Origin of the sequence: Exiguobacterium sp. J17977 (assembly GCF_018616375.1) — a bacterium.
GTDB lineage: Bacteria > Bacillota > Bacilli > Exiguobacteriales > Exiguobacteriaceae > Exiguobacterium > Exiguobacterium mexicanum.
This window is the reverse complement of sequence record NZ_JAEQBB010000005.1, coordinates 125,672-144,068: the sequence shown is the minus strand read 5'-3', so window position 1 is coordinate 144,068 and position 18,397 is coordinate 125,672. Positions and strand designations below refer to the sequence as shown.

The 18,397-nt window shown below is 53.4% G+C and carries 16 protein-coding genes; 7 read left to right on the top strand and 9 right to left on the bottom strand.

The annotated features are described in order from the left end of the window. Positions 1-12: 12 nt before the first annotated feature. Complete coding sequence (locus KNO58_RS10535; protein WP_021067925.1) at positions 13-339, bottom strand: hypothetical protein; 327 nt, start codon at positions 337-339, stop codon at positions 13-15. 115 nt (positions 340-454) lie between these two features. On the opposite strand from KNO58_RS10535, the gene KNO58_RS10530 reads away from it, so the two are divergent. Further along, on the top strand, positions 455-874 hold the full coding sequence (locus KNO58_RS10530; protein WP_214753733.1) for a hypothetical protein: 420 nt from the start codon (positions 455-457) through the stop codon (positions 872-874). Positions 875-905: 31 nt separating this feature from the next. On the opposite strand, the gene rluF is transcribed toward KNO58_RS10530, so the two are convergent. Continuing rightward, entirely contained in the window at positions 906-1,616 is a 711-nt protein-coding gene (gene rluF / locus KNO58_RS10525) for a 23S rRNA pseudouridine(2604) synthase RluF (RefSeq protein WP_214710769.1), read from the bottom strand. Between the two features lie 96 nt (positions 1,617-1,712). On the opposite strand from rluF, the gene KNO58_RS10520 reads away from it, so the two are divergent. Further along, complete coding sequence (locus KNO58_RS10520; RefSeq protein ID WP_214753731.1) at positions 1,713-2,522, top strand: hypothetical protein; 810 nt, start codon at positions 1,713-1,715, stop codon at positions 2,520-2,522. On the opposite strand, the gene KNO58_RS10515 is transcribed toward KNO58_RS10520, so the two are convergent. Together KNO58_RS10515 and KNO58_RS10510 are read right to left on the bottom strand one after the other, a co-directional pair. Next, on the bottom strand, positions 2,510-3,166 hold the full coding sequence (locus KNO58_RS10515; RefSeq protein ID WP_214753729.1) for a C39 family peptidase: 657 nt from the start codon (positions 3,164-3,166) through the stop codon (positions 2,510-2,512). The two genes, KNO58_RS10520 and KNO58_RS10515, sit on opposite strands and share 13 nt — an antisense overlap. A gap of 72 nt (positions 3,167-3,238) precedes the next feature. Beyond that, entirely contained in the window at positions 3,239-4,615 is a 1,377-nt protein-coding gene (locus tag KNO58_RS10510; protein ID WP_214753727.1) for a YjiH family protein, read from the bottom strand. A gap of 274 nt (positions 4,616-4,889) precedes the next feature. Between KNO58_RS10510 and KNO58_RS10505 the strand changes: the two genes are divergently transcribed. Next, positions 4,890-5,882: an LLM class flavin-dependent oxidoreductase gene (locus KNO58_RS10505; protein ID WP_214753725.1), complete on the top strand. Its 993-nt coding sequence runs from the start codon at positions 4,890-4,892 to the stop codon at positions 5,880-5,882. 41 nt (positions 5,883-5,923) lie between these two features. Here the strand turns inward: KNO58_RS10505 and KNO58_RS10500 are convergent, their stop codons facing one another. Then, positions 5,924-6,235 (bottom strand): hypothetical protein, encoded by a 312-nt coding sequence (locus KNO58_RS10500; RefSeq protein ID WP_214753723.1) that lies wholly within the window; start codon positions 6,233-6,235, stop codon positions 5,924-5,926. Between the two features lie 153 nt (positions 6,236-6,388). Between KNO58_RS10500 and KNO58_RS10495 the strand changes: the two genes are divergently transcribed. From KNO58_RS10495 to KNO58_RS10480, 4 genes are read left to right on the top strand one after another with little or no spacing between them, the layout of a single operon-like run. Further along, on the top strand, positions 6,389-9,571 hold the full coding sequence (locus KNO58_RS10495) for an EAL domain-containing protein (protein WP_214753721.1): 3,183 nt from the start codon (positions 6,389-6,391) through the stop codon (positions 9,569-9,571). A gap of 16 nt (positions 9,572-9,587) precedes the next feature. Beyond that, positions 9,588-10,346: a P-loop NTPase family protein gene (locus tag KNO58_RS10490; RefSeq protein WP_214753719.1), complete on the top strand. Its 759-nt coding sequence runs from the start codon at positions 9,588-9,590 to the stop codon at positions 10,344-10,346. After that, positions 10,333-11,193, top strand: a complete 861-nt coding sequence (locus tag KNO58_RS10485; protein WP_214753717.1) for an MBL fold metallo-hydrolase — start codon at positions 10,333-10,335, stop codon at positions 11,191-11,193. The genes KNO58_RS10490 and KNO58_RS10485 overlap by 14 nt, the downstream gene beginning before the upstream one ends. Continuing rightward, on the top strand, positions 11,193-11,621 hold the full coding sequence (locus KNO58_RS10480) for a GNAT family N-acetyltransferase (RefSeq protein ID WP_214753715.1): 429 nt from the start codon (positions 11,193-11,195) through the stop codon (positions 11,619-11,621). Before KNO58_RS10485 ends, KNO58_RS10480 begins: the two co-directional genes overlap by 1 nt. A gap of 29 nt (positions 11,622-11,650) precedes the next feature. Here the strand turns inward: KNO58_RS10480 and guaC are convergent, their stop codons facing one another. The 4 genes from guaC to KNO58_RS10460 form a co-directional block, all read right to left on the bottom strand. Continuing rightward, positions 11,651-12,634: a GMP reductase gene (gene guaC, locus KNO58_RS10475; protein WP_021067936.1), complete on the bottom strand. Its 984-nt coding sequence runs from the start codon at positions 12,632-12,634 to the stop codon at positions 11,651-11,653. A 200-nt stretch (positions 12,635-12,834) separates the two neighbouring features. Continuing rightward, entirely contained in the window at positions 12,835-14,895 is a 2,061-nt protein-coding gene (locus KNO58_RS10470; protein WP_251026202.1) for a PAS domain S-box protein, read from the bottom strand. Positions 14,896-15,002: 107 nt separating this feature from the next. After that, entirely contained in the window at positions 15,003-16,187 is a 1,185-nt protein-coding gene (locus KNO58_RS10465) for an MFS transporter (protein ID WP_214753713.1), read from the bottom strand. A gap of 146 nt (positions 16,188-16,333) precedes the next feature. Beyond that, the gene (locus tag KNO58_RS10460; protein WP_214753711.1) at positions 16,334-18,343 is read right to left on the bottom strand and encodes a catalase; all 2,010 of its coding nucleotides are present in this window, start codon (positions 18,341-18,343) and stop codon (positions 16,334-16,336) included. Between the last annotated feature and the right edge of the window lie 54 nt (positions 18,344-18,397).

Here is an 18,397-nt window from a genome sequence, read left to right as displayed (position 1 = left end):
TTATTTTGTCTTCTATTCGAGGATGCCGAGGAGCTCCATGACTAAGAGGACGAACAGTCCGGAGCCGAGAACGGCCGCGAAGAAGACGAGCACGGCGTACTCTTTTTGTTTCAAGATGGCCCACCATCCGGTCACGAACGCTCCGAGCCCGAGGACGGAGAACGTGGTCATATAGCTGAGCCGGAGCATGTTCGCGGCGTTGTCGCTCCAAAGCGTCGAATGAAAGGTCGTATCGAAGTTATCGAGCAGGAGGAACGGCACGTACATGGCCAGGAACAAGCCGATGAGGATGATCGACCACTTGCCGACCGAGGTGCGGGGGAACAAGGCGCCATTCATGACGATTCACCTCTTTTCGTTACGAAATCATCTGTATAAGTCTATTCCCGTTTTGGTGAAAAGTTGACGGATTTCGTGGAAACGCCATGATATATTCGAAATGAGAGAGTGAGGGATGGCAATGGTCGAACAGTTGAAGATGAGACGGATTTGGGAAGACGGTTTGGAAATGGAAATCGTATTGACGCTGAAGGGAAAATGGTGCGCGGTCACGGTGGATGAGTACGTCACCGTATCCGACATCGACACACTCGTCTCCACATTATCTGTGTTCAATGCACACAATGGGAAGTCGCCCCAGACGTGGGTCCTCGATGTCCCGCTCGTCCATGTCTCCTTGACGTTCGAACTGGCGAATGCGCGAGGCACCGTCCGAGTCAACGCCGTGGTCGAACAAATGAAAGGCGATGGCGGGGATATGAAGGCGACCTTTTCGTTCGAGACGACGATGGGGCAGCTCGATGACTTATGCGCTCAACTCAAACGCTTCATCCGACGAGAGACCGACCATGTCGCATCGCTCTATGAACGATGACAAGCCCAGACAAAAAGCGTCTGGGCTTGTTTTAATACCATTCTTTCGGTTCGTAATTCAATTCACGGAACAACTGCTCGCGTTCTTTTTTCGACAGGTCGCGCCATTGTCCGGGCGGGAGCTTGCCGAGCGTGATGTTCATGACACGTACGCGCTGAAGGCGGTACACCTCGTAACCGAGCGCTTCACACATGCGACGGATTTGGCGGTTGAGCCCTTGCGTCAGCGTGATGTTGAAATCGAACTTTGACAGTTGATGGACTTTACACGGCAACGTCTTTTGGCCGAGAATTCTGACGCCGGCTTCCATCTGTTCGACGAACTCCGGGGTGATCGGCTTATCGACCGAGACGATGTATTCTTTCTCGTGCTCACCCTCGGCGCGAAGAATCTCGTTGACGATATCACCGTCGTTCGTCATCAAGATGAGCCCTTCCGAGTCTTTATCGAGACGGCCGATATTGAAGATGCGGAGCGGATGGTTGACGAGGTCGACCAAGTTGCCTTTGACTTTCTTCTCGGTCGTGCTCGTGATGCCGACTGGTTTATGGACGGCGATATAAACGTTGTTTCGTGCGACGCGGGCGGCCGAACCGTTGACGAGCACTTCGTCCCCTGGGTTCACTTGGTCGCCGATTTTCGCTTTCTTCCCGTTGATGGTAACCCGTCCTTCTTCGACGAGACGGTCGGCTTGGCGGCGGGACGCCTTGCCGGATTCACTGATGAATTTATTGATACGCATAGATCCACGTCCTTTTTTTGGCTTCGTCCTCTCACTATAACGTATTTTACATGTGCCTGAAAGCGGGAAACGAACGAGTAGAGAGGAGGTGGCTCGATGGATCAGGCACGAGTGCTATTGCAAGACGCGATTCGGTTTCAACAAGCGCTCATGACATCGTCGTTTCAGACAGAGCTGATTGAGGGGGCCTCTCCGGTCCTATGGTATGGGCGCCCGACGGAGCAACAGTGGCTCACCGTCGGGACGAATCCGTCGCGCGGCGAATTTTTTGAACGGGACGGCACCGTTCGTAGAGGAGAGTCACAAAAGTTCTATTGGCGTGACGAATCACTCGATGCCTACCTGCAAGATGACAACGCGCTCGACGCGACACTTCACTACGCCGCGGCTTACTTCGAGGCCGGACGGGCGACGACGAGCTGGTTCGGCAAACCGGGAGGGGCGAAACTCGAGGCCCTGCTTGAAGGCATGGGATGCTCATTCTACGACGGGTCCGCGCTCCATGTCGACTTTTTCAAATATGCGACGTGGCGTCAGATGGGCCAATTGCGGACGGGACGCCAATGGATGGAGCACCCGACATCGCTCGATTTGCTCGAACGGACGATTCGTTATGTGAACCCTTCCCGTTTGATCGTCCTTGGGCGGGATAACTGTGCAGCGTTCGACGGTTTTACGCATAGCGAGATGATCGAGGCTTACCCGAGCGCCCAGTTCGAACTCGGCTATCATGCGACGCTCCATATCCCAATGATCGGACTGCATGTCAAACCGTCCGAAGTGTTCGTCGGTCTCGGGAACGGTCGAGACGCTTTCGGTCTCCACCATGGCTCGTATGCGAAACGGGAGCATCTGATTCGAATCGGGCAAGCCATCGAGGCGAGGGCTAATCGTTATTTCTCCTGAACGTCCTGTGGCGGATACACGCGCGTGATGCTACCCCAAAAGTTGAACTCGTTGAAATCGATGTAGCGAATGTCACGGGCCCGGTTGTCGAGCACCTCGAGCAAGATGACGTCGGGAAAGCCGGGTTTGTGGAAGATGATATACCCGATTCCGGTGACGGAGTGATTTTTATAAAAGCCGTTCGCCATATTCAGGATAAAAGGGCGGTCGGCCGCGAGTTCACGCTCGAACGTCGACCATTTCCATAGATAACGCGAGCTGCCGTGCCCTTTGTAGCCGTAATGGGCCCAAAGTTTCGTGACGATTGTACTGATTCGAGTCGGTGGTGTGCCTTTCTCGTCCTTAAACTGATGGGCGAGCGCAATCTCACGTGCGTCTCGTTGAATCTCGATTACGTCCCCCGGGATGCGCGCATAGCCAAGGTCATGGTAATAGCGGAAAATGGCCGTCATCGAGGTGAGTGTACAATTGTTCTTGCCTCCGTTGAACGCTTTTTGAAGCAACACGGGAACCCCGTTGATGCGTTTCTCGCTCTTGACCGTCCAATGGCCGTGATAGCGGTCGTTCACGTAGGCCTTGGGGTCGATGATTCCAGCGTAACCTTTCTTTGCGACTTCGAGCTGTCCGGCATAATGTTCGTCCATGACGCACCTCCCTTTTTCTTTATTATACAAACAACGCCCGTCCTCTGGAATGAGAGAACGGGCGTGTTGTCGTCAAAAGATGAGATGGGCGATCCCGACGATAATCGGTAACGTGATGATCGTCCGCAACAAGAAGATGAGAACGAGATCGAAGAACGAAATTGGCAATTTCGAGCCGAGCAACAGTCCGCCGACCTCAGACATGAAGATGAGCTGGGTGACGGACACACAGGCGATGACGAATCGCGTCAACTCACTTTCGATGCCACTGCCGAGCACGGCCGGCAAGAACATATCGGCGAACCCGACGACCATCGTCTGGGCCGCGGCCTCTGCTTCGGGCACTTGCAACAACATGAGAATCGGTTCGAACGGTTTGCCGAGAATCGTGAACAATGACGTGTGCTCGGCGATGACGAGCGCAATCGTTCCGACGGCCATGACGACCGGCAAAATGCCGAGCCACATGTCGAGCACGTTTTGGAACCCGTCTTTGAACGTGGCACCGGCGCCTTTACTCGATTTTGATTTGAGCAACGCTTGACGCAGTGCCCAGCCGCGCATCGGGACGTTCGCCGGTACCGGTTCTTCCGGTTTCAATTCGGTCTTCTCATACGCCGTGTCAGGCTTACGTGACAACGGATAGATGCGCGGCATGATGAGCGCGGCGACGATTCCAGATAGGATGATGGTTCCGTAATAATGTGGGAAGTAGGCGTCGAGCTCCATGTACGACAAGATGACAATCGTGAATGTGATTGAGACGACGGAGAACGTCGTGGCGATAATCGAGGCTTCTCGTTTCGTATAATAGCCTTCTTCATATTGTCTCGTCGTCAACAAAATTCCGATTGTGGCGTCTCCGACCCAAGATGCGAGCGCATCGAGCGAGGCTCGACCTGGGAGACGGAACAGCGGACGCATCACTTTGATGAGAATCGTCCCGACGAATTCGAGCAATCCGAAGTTCAACAGGAGCGGCAATAACATCCCGGCGAACAAGAACGTCGCGAACAAAATCGGGATCAAGTCATATAACAACAAGCCACCCGTGAACTCGGACGTGATCGCTTCAGGACCGATGACGAGTAACGTCATGAAGCCGGCGATGAAGCCGATGACGCGCATTACAAACCAAAACGGTGTGACGTTGAACAACGTGTTCAAATGCGGGCGCTCTAAGATGAACACCGGTTTGACCGCATACGCGATGAGTGAACCGACGACCGAGATTCCCATCATGATGACGGCAATCGTCGGTACGAAGTCGCCAATCAAATCAATCAGCCAGTTCGATAAAAAGGCGACGGGAATGGTGAACCCGTCACCAGACGGGATTGGGACGATGAAGAATAAAATCCCGATTAACGATGGAATGATGAATTTCATGTAATCTGCTGATGTGAATCTGGGCCCGTCATGACCGGACCGGTTTGGTGTGTGATTCATTCAATTTACCCCTTTTCCCCGAAAGTGTAGTGTGCACTTCACTGGCACGTCCCCATCGTGCGTTACGTGAATTGCTATGAAGGAATAGCTTCTTCTCGTCCATTATAGAGAAGTGAACAGGGAGCAAGCAACAATTCGTTGTAATTTTCTGAAATAAAGAAAGCGTTCTCAAGAGCGAACTATTCGTATTCTCCGGCTCACTTTAGTATGATGACGGCGAGTCTTACAAAATCGAGATATTCACCATATATACTTTAGGAACGGAGCGATACAGATGAGATTAAGTGTATTGGATCAAGCGCCGGTGACATCCGGACATACGTCAGAACATGCGTTACAAAGTGCGGTCGAACTGGCCCAATTGGCAGAAGAGCTCGGCTATTACCGGATGTGGATGGCCGAACATCACGGCGGCATGTCGTTCGCCAGCTCGGCACCGGAAGTTGTCGCGGCTTACATCGCGGCAAAAACAGAACGAATTCGTCTTGGTTCAGGTGGCATCATGATGATGCACTATTCACCGCTCAAAATGGCCGAAGTGTTCAAGACGCTCAGCGCGCTCGCACCGGGACGTATCGACTTCGGGGTCGGCCGGGCACCGGGCGGGGACGCCAACGCCATCTACGCGATGTCGCAAGGGCAAAAGCCGATGATGGACGGCCTGTATGAAAAGCTCGGAACGACGCTCCAACTCATCAACGATGAGGCACCGGAGGAACGCTGGTATAAGAATACGCCGGCTGCTCCGACCGGCGTCACGCTACCAGAGGCGTGGCTCCTCGGGTCGAGCGGCAACAGCGCCATCCAAGCAGGACGGATGGGGCTCGGCTATTCCTTCGCCCAATTTTTCAATGGAGAACTGAGTGTCGCTGCGCTCGACGCGTATCGTCAGCATTTCACTCCGTCCGCTTTCATGGAGAAGCCGGACATCAGCGTCACGTATCTCGTGACGACGGCCGAGACGGAAGAAGAGGCCGAGTATTTGGCACGTCCGTCGGATTTATCACGTCTGTTCTTGATGAAAGGCCAGCTTCGTCAATTGATGAGCCCGGAGGCGGCACACGACTATCCGCTCACCGAGATCGACAAGATTCAAATCGCCAACAACCGAAAAATCCATCTCGTCGGGACACCGAAACAGATTGCGACGCAATTGCAGGAAGAATCGGCTCATTATGGGTTTGATGAGGCAATGATTTGCAGTATCCAGCATACACAAGAGAGCCGCTTGAACGTCTATCGGTTGCTCGCAAAAGAACTTCTATGACGAAAACGCACCTATTCCTAACGGAAAGGTGCGTTTGTCAGTTAGAGGAACAGTTGCATGAGCACGAACAAAGCGACAAGACCGCCGAGCGAGACGGTAACGAAGACCGCGACCGAGCGTTCGTGATTGCGTAAGATGGTATACATCCCGACGACGAATGCACCGAGTGCGGAGACGATGGCCAACATCGATACGACGGCCGCCCACGTATTGTCGAATAACGTGTCGAAGTTGAACGGTTGAGCGGATTGGACGATGAGGGCAGACACGAGTAAGAGCACGAACACCGCAAGTAACAAGAGGACCGACCATTTTCCTGGCCGTGTCTGTGGAGTGACGTTTCGACTGAGCATGATGGTTCACCTCGCTTTTGCGACTTTTACTTATCAATACCCGATTATTGCCCGCTCATTGAAAACGTCTTCCCCTTTTTTTGAACGGTTTCGTGAACAAGACCAGCTAAAACTACTAAACTAGAAGAAACGGAGATTGCCTGGAGGTACAGTATGCAGCAGATGAAGATCGACCCGCACTATTTGTTTAATGTATTCGTTCACTTATACCGGATGGTGTTTTTGATGGAAGTGATGCCTGAGGGGTATCGATACGTGCGCGTCAGTGAACAGGGGAAACTGGCGTCCTCACTCCCGGACGATGTGAGTGGCATGTATTTACATGATATGTATGCGGTCGATGTCGCCAGCGAGTTAATCGGACATTACGATGAAGTCGTCGCGACGCATGCACCGGTCTATTTCATGTCGCAGATGAACATCGAGGCCAATACGGCCCGCTTCGCATCATCGGTCCTCATGCCGCTCGAAGATGAGGCGGGTAACGTGCGTTATGTGTTAGGGCTGACGACCGATTTATCGGAAGAGGCAGAGATGAAGCTATTGAGCAGCATCGAGAATATCGATTATTTGACCGGGATGCCGAACTTGATGAAAGTGAAGCTCGAGCTCGAGAAGCTGTTCACGCAACGAGAAGGAGCGGAAGTGACGAGCGTCATGCGGTTGCACATCAACCGATTTAAAATCATCTTGTCCTTGCAAGGCGTGGAACAATCTCATCGCCTGATTAAAGAGATGACGCGCCACTTATCGGACTTGTTACCGAAAGGCTCGATTATCGGGCGCGTGGACGGAGAAGATTTTATCGCCGTGTTGCCTTACACCTCAATCGAGACGGCGACGACGCATGGGGAGCGATTGCTAGCGGCCATCGCTGCGTATACGTATCAAGTGGCCGAAACCGAGTTCGCCTTATCCGGTTGCCTTGGAATCAGCGCGGGGAGCGAGGACGCCGACCGGGTCATCATGAATGCGTCGACGGCGCTCCTCGAAGCGAGACAAGCGGGCAAGCAGATGATTAAAGTGTACGAGAAGGACGATTACGTCCAACATTATATCGATGAGATGACGATCGAGATGGAGCTCATCAAAGGATTGAAAACCGACGAACTGAGCGTCGTCTATCAACCAAAAATCGGCTGTCAGGACGGGATGGTTCATTTTGAGGCGCTCGTGCGGTGGCACAGTGCGACGCTCGGTAACGTTTCACCGGAAACGTTCATTAAGATTGCCGAAACGTCACTCTTGATTGAAGACATCACTGGGTTCGTTTTCGACCGTGTCTGTCGTGACATGATGGAGCAACCGGATCTGTTTGCAGGGCGCCGTGTCGCGGTCAACGTGTCACCGGTGTTGTTCCGGCAAGATTATATCCAGCAGTTGTTGCAGGTGCTCGCCGCATATGGATTGAGACCGGAACAGTTCGAGTTTGAGATCACGGAACATACGCTCATGCAAGAACCGCTCCTCGGCATTCAGACGGTCGAATATTTGAAGACGAAAGGCTTTCGCGTGTTGATTGACGACTTCGGCGTCAGCTACTCGTCCCTCAATTACTTGAAGATGTTTGAGATTGACGGCATTAAGATTGACCGCTCGTTCATCAGTCAATTGGATAAAGACAACGGCTTAAAAGAGTATGAGATCGTCAAACTGATCGTCTCGCTCGCTAAAAAATTGAATTTAGAGGTCACGGCCGAGGGGGTCGAGACGGAAGCACAGTACCGGGTGATGGAACAGCTCGGTTGTGATGAGATTCAAGGGTACTTCTTCAGTCGTCCGCTCCCGCTGAATGATCTCCAACAGGCGCTCGATGCGCTCGTCTATCAACATGCGGCGCTACGGCAACTCGAGTTGGCCACGACTTCTCCTTCGACGTTACTTGATGAGCAGGAAGCTGAGCGTTTGAAGACGATTCTGCGCCTTGAGATTTTAAACACTCCGCGAGAGGAGCGTTATGATCGGATTACGCGACTTGTCGCACGCACGTTGAACATGCCGGTCGCGCTCATCTCGATTTTGACGACGGACCAACAATGGTTCAAGTCCTGTGCGGGTCCGTTGCTTGAGACTCCGCACGTGGATCGGGAATGGACACTGTGTGATCGGGTCGTGACGGGCCAATCGTCGGTCGTCATCGAGGACGTGCAGACGTCTGAGGCCGGCACGAACAATCCGTTGCTTGAAAACCTCGGTTTTTATGCGGGTGTGCCGCTCACGACGCGAAGTGGACATGTCATCGGCACGCTTTGTGTGACGGACGAACGAGCTCGCACGTTTGACGAGGCAGCGTTGCAGTCGCTTGAAGATTTCGCGCGATGGGTCATGGCCGAAATCGAGTTGACGGAACAAACTCGGGCGCAGGCGCAACGGCAACAGACGCTCGAGTCACTGTATGAAGTGACGGCGCTCCATGAACCGTTCGGCAATAAACTGAAACGAATTCAGATGGTCCTGCGTAGCTGGATTGGTTATTCCCACGCCGTCATCTTCTCGACAGAGTCGAACTATCGCGTCTTATCGGAGGATGGGGAAGGCAAGCTCGGCTGGACGAGTGATGCGCTACAACAACTTCATGCTTTGACGACAATCGGGCATCAAAAATTAGATCGTGCCGAACTTGTGATCGATGGACTCGAGTTTAGCTCGATGATCAGTCTGCCGTTGTCCAATGATGGCAAGACGTTCGGCTGGGTCGTGTTCTTGGCCGAGCAGGGCAGCTTGAACGACGTCGTCGACACCACGACAATCAATGAGATGACGGATACGATTCTACTCGTGACCCGATGGATGGAAAACGAGATTCGGCGCGAACGGAAGCATCAGGAAGTCATCGAACTCATCACCCAAGACAGTTTGACGAAACTGGCGAACCGGCACTCGTTCATGACCGACTTAAGACAAAAGATGAATCGGAAGCAGCCGGTCGTGCTGTTGTTCATCGATTTGGATGACTTCAAACAAGTGAACGATTCCTACGGTCATCTGATTGGGGACGAAGTGCTCATCGAGACGGCGCGACGGATTCGCTCGTTCGGTCAAACGTATGATGGGAAGGCGTATCGCTTCGCAGGCGACGAGTTTTTACTTGTCATCGATGCCGAGCAGGAAGTGCTCGGAACAGAGCGGTTTGAGGAGTTGAACCGTATCATTTCCCAGGAAATGATTGTTGGGAATGGCTTATCCTTAAGGCTGTCGGCCAGTATCGGCGTCGCTTGCTCAGAAGACCACGCTTCGCTCGATGCGATGATTCATCATTCGGATGCGGCGATGTATGTCGCCAAAAATTGCGGCGGGGATGGGTATTACGTGTACGACTCACATCAAGAAAATTGATCCGGAGGCTTCACATATGGGTAAATTATGGTTGATTGAAGGGCTACCAGGGAGCGGGAAGACGACGTTCGCGGAGAGACTTGCTACGACACCGGGCTATACGTTTTATTCGGAAATCGATGCGTCACATCCGGTCGATGTCCATGACGTCTATTGGGTCGAAGCTGGTCCCGAGACGGAAGGTGAGGTCATCGATCAAGACGGGACAGGTCGATTCATACGATATCGTCCGAACGAACGTCGTTCTGGGGTCGACGTCTATGAGTTGCCGTTCGACAAGCATGTCGACTTGATGGTCGGCCGTTGGCGTCGTTTCGTGGAAAGGGTCAAGGAGGCGGATCACGTATACGTGTTCGAATGTGCGCTCCTACAAAACCCGTTCACGATCGGCATGGTGGCCCAAGACGTCCCGAACGAGCAGATTGAAGCCTATATCGAGACGGTGGCAGACTTGCTGGCCCCGCTCGACCCGACCGTCGTCTATTTGGAGACGGCTGATGTCCCTACGGTGTTTCGCGAAGTTTATGCGGAACGGCCCACCGACTGGCGACATGGTTTCGTCGAGTACTATACGACCCGTGCCTACGCTCAGGCGAACGGGTTGAGCGGGATGGAAGGGACGATTCAACTGTTGGAAGAACGGCAACGACGGGAATTAAGTTTGTTAGAACGTCTACCGCTCCGGACGATTCGCCTCGTCAATGACGAACGAGGGGCGTTCGAAGCGTTCGACGTATTACGGAGTAGAGAGGAGGCCGATCATGCAGACGCTTAAACAGCATTCGGACCGGTTTTGGTATATGGACCCGGTCGCAGAGACCGACCGTCCCATCTTAGGGGCCGTCGTCGGCGACACACATACGCTCATGATTGATGCGGGGAACTCAGAGCCGCACACGAACTTGTTTCTAGACGCCTTGGTTGAACGGGGCATTAAGCGGCCGACGCTCGTTGCGTTGACGCATTGGCATTGGGATCACATCTTTGGCTTATCGGCGCTGACCGACACCGTCTCCATCGCGAGCACGGCGACCAAAGCTGGGATGGAGCGACTGTTGCCCTATGCGTGGGATGATGCTTCCTTAGCCGAACGAGTCGAAGACGGACGCGAGATCGCGTTTTGCGCAGAAGCGATTCAACTCGAATACGGTGCGGAGCGGTCGATGCGCGTCGTCCTACCGACGATGACGTTCGATGATACGCTCACCCTCGACCTCGGCGGGGTGCACGTCATCTTGAAACACGTCGGGGGAGATCACGCCGCTGATGCGGTCGTGGCTTACGTGCCAGAGGAAAAGGTGTTGTTTTTAGGGGATGCGCTCTATGCGAATTTGTACGCGCCGACTTGGCGGATGACCCCGGTACGGACATTACGCCTCTTAGACCTGCTCGATCAGTTCGAGGCCGAGGCGTACGTCTGGTCACACGGTCAAGTCGTGACCCGTGCCGAATATGAGAAAGACCGAGACATTTTACGTCATTTGGCACGAATCACCACTGATTTCCCAGGAAATAAAGAAGCGATAACCGCTCAATACGAACGTTTGACAAGTCGGACCATCGACGAAGAAGCACAAGAGCTGATTTCGTTCTTCGTGAACGGTTCGAGCGAGGAAGCGTGATGGACATCAAACGGATTCACGATGAGGACGAAGCGTTTCAACAGTTTTTGACGAGTCGACTGCGGATGTTCAATGACACTCACTCGGTGCACCATCGTGAGATCCGCAACGCGGAAGTCCCGGTCGTCCAGCTGAAAGTGGAACAGGACGGGGACGTGATCGCAGGGTTGTTCGGGAGCGTCTATTGGGGCTGGTTCGACTTGGACCGGCTCTGGGTCGCGTCAGAACATGCGGGGACCGGCCTAGGGAGCCGTCTACTCGAGGAAGGGGAGCGGTTGGCCCGTGAACTCGGGGCGACGCGCGTCAAATTGACGACGTTCTCGTTTCAAGCGAAGACGTTTTATGAGCGCTTCGGCTATGAAGTCGCCGGCGTGCTCCATGATTATCCGCCGGGATCGGACTACTATATGATGACGAAGCAGTTATAAAAAAGGCGACTCGCGCGAGTCGCCTTTTTTCAATATACTTTATCCCCGTTAAAGATTGAGTTTTTCACCATGACGTAATCGACAGTACGCAATGCATCAAGATTGTCCCCACCCGAGTAAGAGATGGCCGATTGCAGGTCTTGCTCCATCTCGGTCAACGTGTCTTGGAGCGCCCCTTTATGCTCGACGAACACTTTCTTGCCTTCGACGTTTTTCCGTTCCCCTTTTTGGAATTCAGAAGCCGACCCGAAGTATTCTTTGAGCAACTTCCCGTCCTGTTCGAACGTCTCGCCCGGCGACTCGTCGTGTCCGGCGAACAGCGAACCAATCATGACCATCGATGCCCCGAAACGAATCGATTTGGCGATGTCACCATGTGTCCGGATGCCCCCATCCGCGATAATCGGTTTTGTCGCCGCCTTGGCACACCAACGGAGCGCGGCAAGTTGCCATCCGCCCGTGCCGAAGCCCGTCTTGATTTTTGTGATACAGACTTTCCCTGGCCCGATGCCGACCTTCGTCGCATCTGCCCCGGCATGTTCGAGTTCTCGGACCGCTTCTGGTGTGCCGACGTTCCCGGCGATCACGAACGAGCTTGGAAGATGGTGTTTGATATGTTGAATCATCCGGATGACCGCATTCGAGTGGCCGTGCGCGATATCAATCGTGATGAATTCCGGCGTATGTCCGGCTTCCGCGAGCATCTCGACGAAGCGATATTCGTCTTCTTTCACACCGACGCTGATTGATGCATACAGGCCACGCCCGTGCATATCCTCGATGAACTGGAGTCGCGTCTCTGGATTGAAGCGATGCATGATATAGAAATAGCCGTTTTCGGCAAGCGACCGAGCGACATTCTCATCGATGATCGTCTGCATATTGGCTGGAACGACCGGCAATCGGAACGTGAAGCCTCCGAGCGTCACGCTCGCATCGCATTCAGATCTGCTGTCGACGACACATTTTGCGGGAATTAATTGAATATCTTCATAATCAAATACTTTATCCATGTTGTCACACCCCTATTTACGAACAATTTGATTTGTTTAATGGTAAATACTTCGCCCATTCGGTAATGTACCGCAAAAGAAGTCCAATGTCAAAGGGATACAGCGATAAAATATAAAATTCCTTTATAATTAACATAAAAATAATGAAATCGTTCGGTTTTTATCTATGATAAGCTATGTTTCACGTGAAAAAAGACCGCTTAGGAACGGTCTTTAAACACGACGTATTGATTGCGGCCGTTGGCTTTCGCCTGATATAAGGCCAAGTCAGCCTGTTTGAGCAAGCGTTTCGTCGACATGCCGGGCCTATAAGGGGCCACGCCGACGCTCGATGTTGTGACGAATGAATGGTCTTCCATCTGCCATGGACGCTGAAGAGCGGTCACAAGTTTTTCAGCCACTCGCTTTGGCGCGTCAGCTTCCGTGTAACGGATGAGCACCGAGAATTCGTCCCCGCCGAAGCGGGCGATCACATCTTGGTTTCGCAACACGTCGGTCAAACGCATAGAGAATTGACGCAACAACTCATCACCGATGTCGTGACCGAGCGTATCGTTGATTTGTTTGAAACAATCGATATCGAGCGACAGGACGGCGAGTGATTCGTCTTCTTCTCCGAAGCGGGCGACCGTCTCTTCCAAATAGGCGAGGAAATAGCGCCGATTCGGTAAGTCGGTCAACGTATCATGATAGGCCAAATGCTTGAGCTGTTTTTCAAGCACTTTTCGTTTCATGATTTCACGCGTGACGGTCAAGTAGTGAAGCAGTTGACCAGTGTCGTCATAAATCGCTTGAATCTTCGTTTCGAGCCAAATCCAACGACCATCATGGTGCAGGTGACGGAATTCGAGGGTGAGCGGCTCACTCGTCGCTGTCATCGTCCGAAGTTGTTGTCTCGCCGGTTCGACGTCATTCGGATGGATGAAGTCGAGTGTGTTTTTGCCCTCGTAGAACGACGGGGCATATCCGAGCACGGTTTGATGGGACGGCGAGGCGTAGCGGACTTGACCATCACGCTCAAGGATGCAGACGAGGTCGCTCATATTCTCCGTGATGAGACGATATTGCGTCTCGCTCTGGTGCAGGGCACGCTCCATCTCACGTTTCTCGGTCACGTCACGCAACAAGGTCATGACGGCGGTCGAGCCTTCATAATCGATTAACAGGCTACCGATATCCATATGCAGTTTTCGTCCAGATGGGGTGATGAGCACGATCTCTGTATCTTGGACCGAATCGCCTTGGCGCAACGCCTGAAGGCGTGTCTTCGTCATCTCATGATATTCCGAGGCGACGAACGTAAAAATCGACTCGCTCTCGATATACGTCTCACCAATCGTTTCGAGCGCCAGGGCGTTAGCATATAGAATCATCCCGTCTTTATGGACGATAATGCCTTCTGGAATCGTCTCAATCAGTTGGCGATACCGGCGCTCGCTTTCCTGGGTCGCCCGTTCCGCATTTTTCTCTGGGGTATGGTCGATAATGATGGCGAACAGTCCCGTGATTTGGCCACCCACTTCGATTGGAATATTCAAGATGGCCAAGTCGAGCCAACTACCTGTCTTTTGGATAGCCGTGATTCCATATTTGTGCGGTGTCCCGGACAAGGCAAAGCGGAGACCTTCATCGACGACGGTTCGTTCCAACTCTGGCAACCATGACAAAAAGGACTGTCCCAACAAGTCGGCTTCCTCGTAACCGGTAATCTGCGTGACGGCAGGATTGACCGATTGGACACGAAACGCATCGTCAAGCACAAAGATACCGTGCGGTGAATAGCGTTGGAGCGATTCATGTTGATCTTTCAAGATGGACAGCTCGAGTTCGCGGTGTTTCCGTTCCGTCACTTCACGGACGACCGAGATGGCGTGTGTACAAATACCTGCCTCATCGAAAATCGGTGTCACCTCGGACTCATAATAATGAACAGGTAAGTGGATTTTGGGCGAGGCAGATGTTTTTGTATAAGACGGTTCGGCCAGGCGATAGTCTTCGAAAATGAGGCTCTTTCGTTCTCGTATCGCCTCGTCATAGTGGCGCGTGACGAGAGCGGCCGTTTCGGGTGGCACCATGTCCTCGACACGTTTCCCGATATCGGCCTCTGTCCAGCCGATCGCCTGTCTTCCCGGTTCGTTCACGAATATGTAGCGATAAGTTGAACCGTCCACTTCCATAAAGAAGACAAAATCCGAGATTTTATCGAACGTACGGAGCAGGACGGAGGAATAGTGTTGGATGGTCTGGTCGGCGTGCATCATGTCCCTCATTTCAATCAAAAACTTTTCGGCGCGTCATTCTCATATTACCGTAAGTCGTGACAAAATGTGTGAACATTCCAAAAAAGACAGGACGATGAGACGTCCTGTCAGGCAGCTTGCTTCATGCGGGTCCGCTCGCGGCGGCCGTTCATCAAGTAATAGAGGAATACAGTGAAGAAGACGACACCGGCCAGCAAGAGATACAGCGTCGAGAAGCCGGTCAATGGAATGAGCAAACCAATCAAGTAAGGGCCGAACCCGAGTCCTGCGTCGAGAGCGATAAAGAACGTCGACGTGGCCATGCCCATCCGATGGGGGTCCGCCGCCTTGACGGCGATGGCCTGCGTACCGGACTGGATGTTCCCGAAGCCAAGTCCGATTAACGCCCCAGCGAGTAACAGCATGGCGGCATTGTTCGCCTGGCTCAAGACGAGCATCCCGACGGCGAAGAGGACGATGGCCGGGTACATGACGATATTGGCGCCGCGCGCGTCCATCAGACGACCTGTGATTGGGCGCGAGATGAGGACGGCGACAGAGTAGACGAGGAAGAAGATACTCGCCGCTTCGACGAGGTCGAGCTCACTCGCATAGAAATTGATGTAGGACAGCACACTCGAGTAGCTGAGGGCGGCGACGCCGATGATGAGCGCAATCGGTAACGCCTTCGGCTCGACGAACGCGCCGAGCGACAGGCCACGGACGACTTGTGGATTGTCCGCTTCCGGCACCGTCACGAACAAGGCGCTGCCGAGACTGATGAGACCGATCACGAGGCAAGTGAGAAAGATGACCGAGAAGCTCGTATATTGGCTCATCATCAAGCCGACGAACGGGCCGATGGCGGTGGCGAGTGTCGAACTCATGCTGTAGTAGCCGATGCCTTCGCCTTTTCGCGAGCCGGGAATGACTTGGGCGACAATCGTTCCGGTCGCCGTGCTCGACAGTCCCATCCCGAGACCGTGGACAAAGCGCGTGAACAGCAAGAAGCCGATACCGAAGTCGAGGAAATAGAGCAAAATCGTAGCCGTGAAGAACGTCAGGCCGATGAGGAGCGTCTTGCGACGTCCAATCGAGTCAATCAAGCGTCCGATAAAGAGCCGCCCGACGAGGGTCCCGATAATGAAGATACCGGTGACAAGGCCGGCCTCACTCGTCGAAGCCCCATATGCCGAGACGGCGTGGACGCCGATCGTCACCATCAATAAGAAAAAGATGAGCGTTAAGAAGAAGTTGACGAGAGAGATGATCAGGAAATCTTTCGTCCATAATTTTTGTGCGGTCAAATGCATCTGCAGCCCGCCTCCTTATCCGTTTGATTCTAAATAGTTAATAAACATAACTAAAGGAGTATAACAAAAGGAGAGAGATTTGTCCGAACAGACGCATTCCCACCAAAAAACCGATTCGCCACAGCGAATCGGTTACAATCGAGCAATTATTGACGGTCCCAGAACCGGCCTTGCGCGATGCCGTCGATAAATGTATCGAAGCCATCGAGGCTATGTTGTTTGAACGTGTAGACGCCAGGCTGGTCCGTCTTCACGCGGCAACGGTCGAGCACTTCATCGTGATGCACATGCAACGCGAGCGGCTTGAAGTGCTTATACGTGTTCTCGATGAACTCGAGCACGTCGTCTTCGACCGAGGTCGCGGCGCTGACGAGGAACGCGGCATCGAACAGGCTCGAGTCGACCGTGTCGTACGTCTCTTTCACTTTCAAATCGCCGAGCGTATACGATTTCTTCCCGACGAGGCTGTAATTGACCTTGTGATCGGCGAGTACTTGCACCCACGCCTTCACTTGCGCGGCATCGACGTCTCCGGCAAGCAGGACGGCGACGCTCTTCGTATCCGGCTTCGCAATCGTGTTGGCCATGCTGAGCGCCGGTGAGACCTTGTCCGAGACGACTTCGTTGTTCTCGGCCGGGAGGTCGACACCTAGATTGTCGGCGACGACCGTAGCGAGATGACGGTCGATTCGATTCAACAGGTCGACGGCGTTCTCTTTGACCATATCCGACTCGCATTTGCCGAGCTCGAAGCTGCAGGCATCTTGGATGTGCTGCTTTTCGACGTCGGTCATGCTGTTATAAAACATCTTCGCTTGCGAGTAGAAGTCGAGGAAGCTGTCGCTCCGGCCCCGAATCTTATGGCCGTCGACTTTCTCTTGATAGTGCTCGAACCCGCCTTGGTCGGCTGGGACGGGCTCCGGTTGATTGTTGTTGAGCGCGTTTTTATGATAGCTCGTCTGGCCTTTGTGGACGGCCATCTGATGCATGCCGTCGCGCTGGTTGTTATGGAACGGACAGACCGGCTTATTGATCGGGATTTGATGGAAGTTCGGTCCTCCGAGACGTGACAGTTGCGTATCCGTATACGAGAACAGGCGCCCTTGGAGGAGCGGGTCGTTCGAGAAGTCGATGCCGGGCACGAGATGGCCAGGGTGGAACGCGACTTGCTCGGTCTCGGCGAAGAAGTTGTCGACGTTGCGGTTGAGCATCATCTTCCCGACAAGTTTGACGGGCACATCCTCTTCCGGCCAAAGTTTCGTCGGATCGAGAATGTCGAAGTCGAACTTGAACTCGTCTTCTTCAGCGATGATTTGAAGCCCGAGCTCCCATTCTGGATAATCGCCTTTATCGATTGCTTCATACAGGTCGACGCGGTGGAAGTCGGCGTTTTTACCGAGCGCTTTCTGCGCCTCGTCCCAAACTTGCGAATGGACCCCGAGTTTTGGTTTCCAATGGAACTTGACGAAATGCGCCTTGCCTTCCTTGTTGACGAGACGGAACGTGTGCACGCCGAACCCTTCCATCATGCGAAGGCTGCGCGGGATGCCCCGGTCGCTCATCGCCCACATGATCATATGGGCCGTCTCATGGTTCTGTCCGACGAAGTCCCAGAACGTGTCGTGGGCGCTGCCGCCTTGAGGTACTTCCGTGTGCGGCTCCGGTTTGACGGCATGGACGAGGTCGGGGAACTTGATGGCGTCTTGAATGAAGAAGACCGGCATGTTGTTCCCGACAAGGTCATAGTTGCCTTCGTCGGTATAGAACTTGGTCGCGAACCCACGAACGTCGCGCACGGTATCCCCAGACCCACGCGAACCTTGCACCGTCGAGAAGCGAACGAACACCGGCGTCACTTTCGACGGATCGTTCAAGAAGTCGGCTTTCGTATAGTCGGCGAGCGACTCATACACTTGAAACTCCCCGTGCGCCCCGACGCCGCGTGCGTGCACGATGCGTTCAGGAATCCGCTCGTGGTCGAAGTGCGTCATCTTCTCGCGGAAATGGAAATCCTCGATCAGTGTCGGTCCACGACGTCCGGCTTTGAGCGAGAATTCGTCCTCTGCCATCTTCAGCCCTTGGTTCGTCGTGAGCCCGGCTTGCTGCTCGTTATCAATCGTATGTTGTTTTAACTGTTCTTCTTTCTTGTTCCCCATGTTATTGCCTCCCCTTTAAGTATGCGCACACACCGTAAGCCACATTTTGGCCTA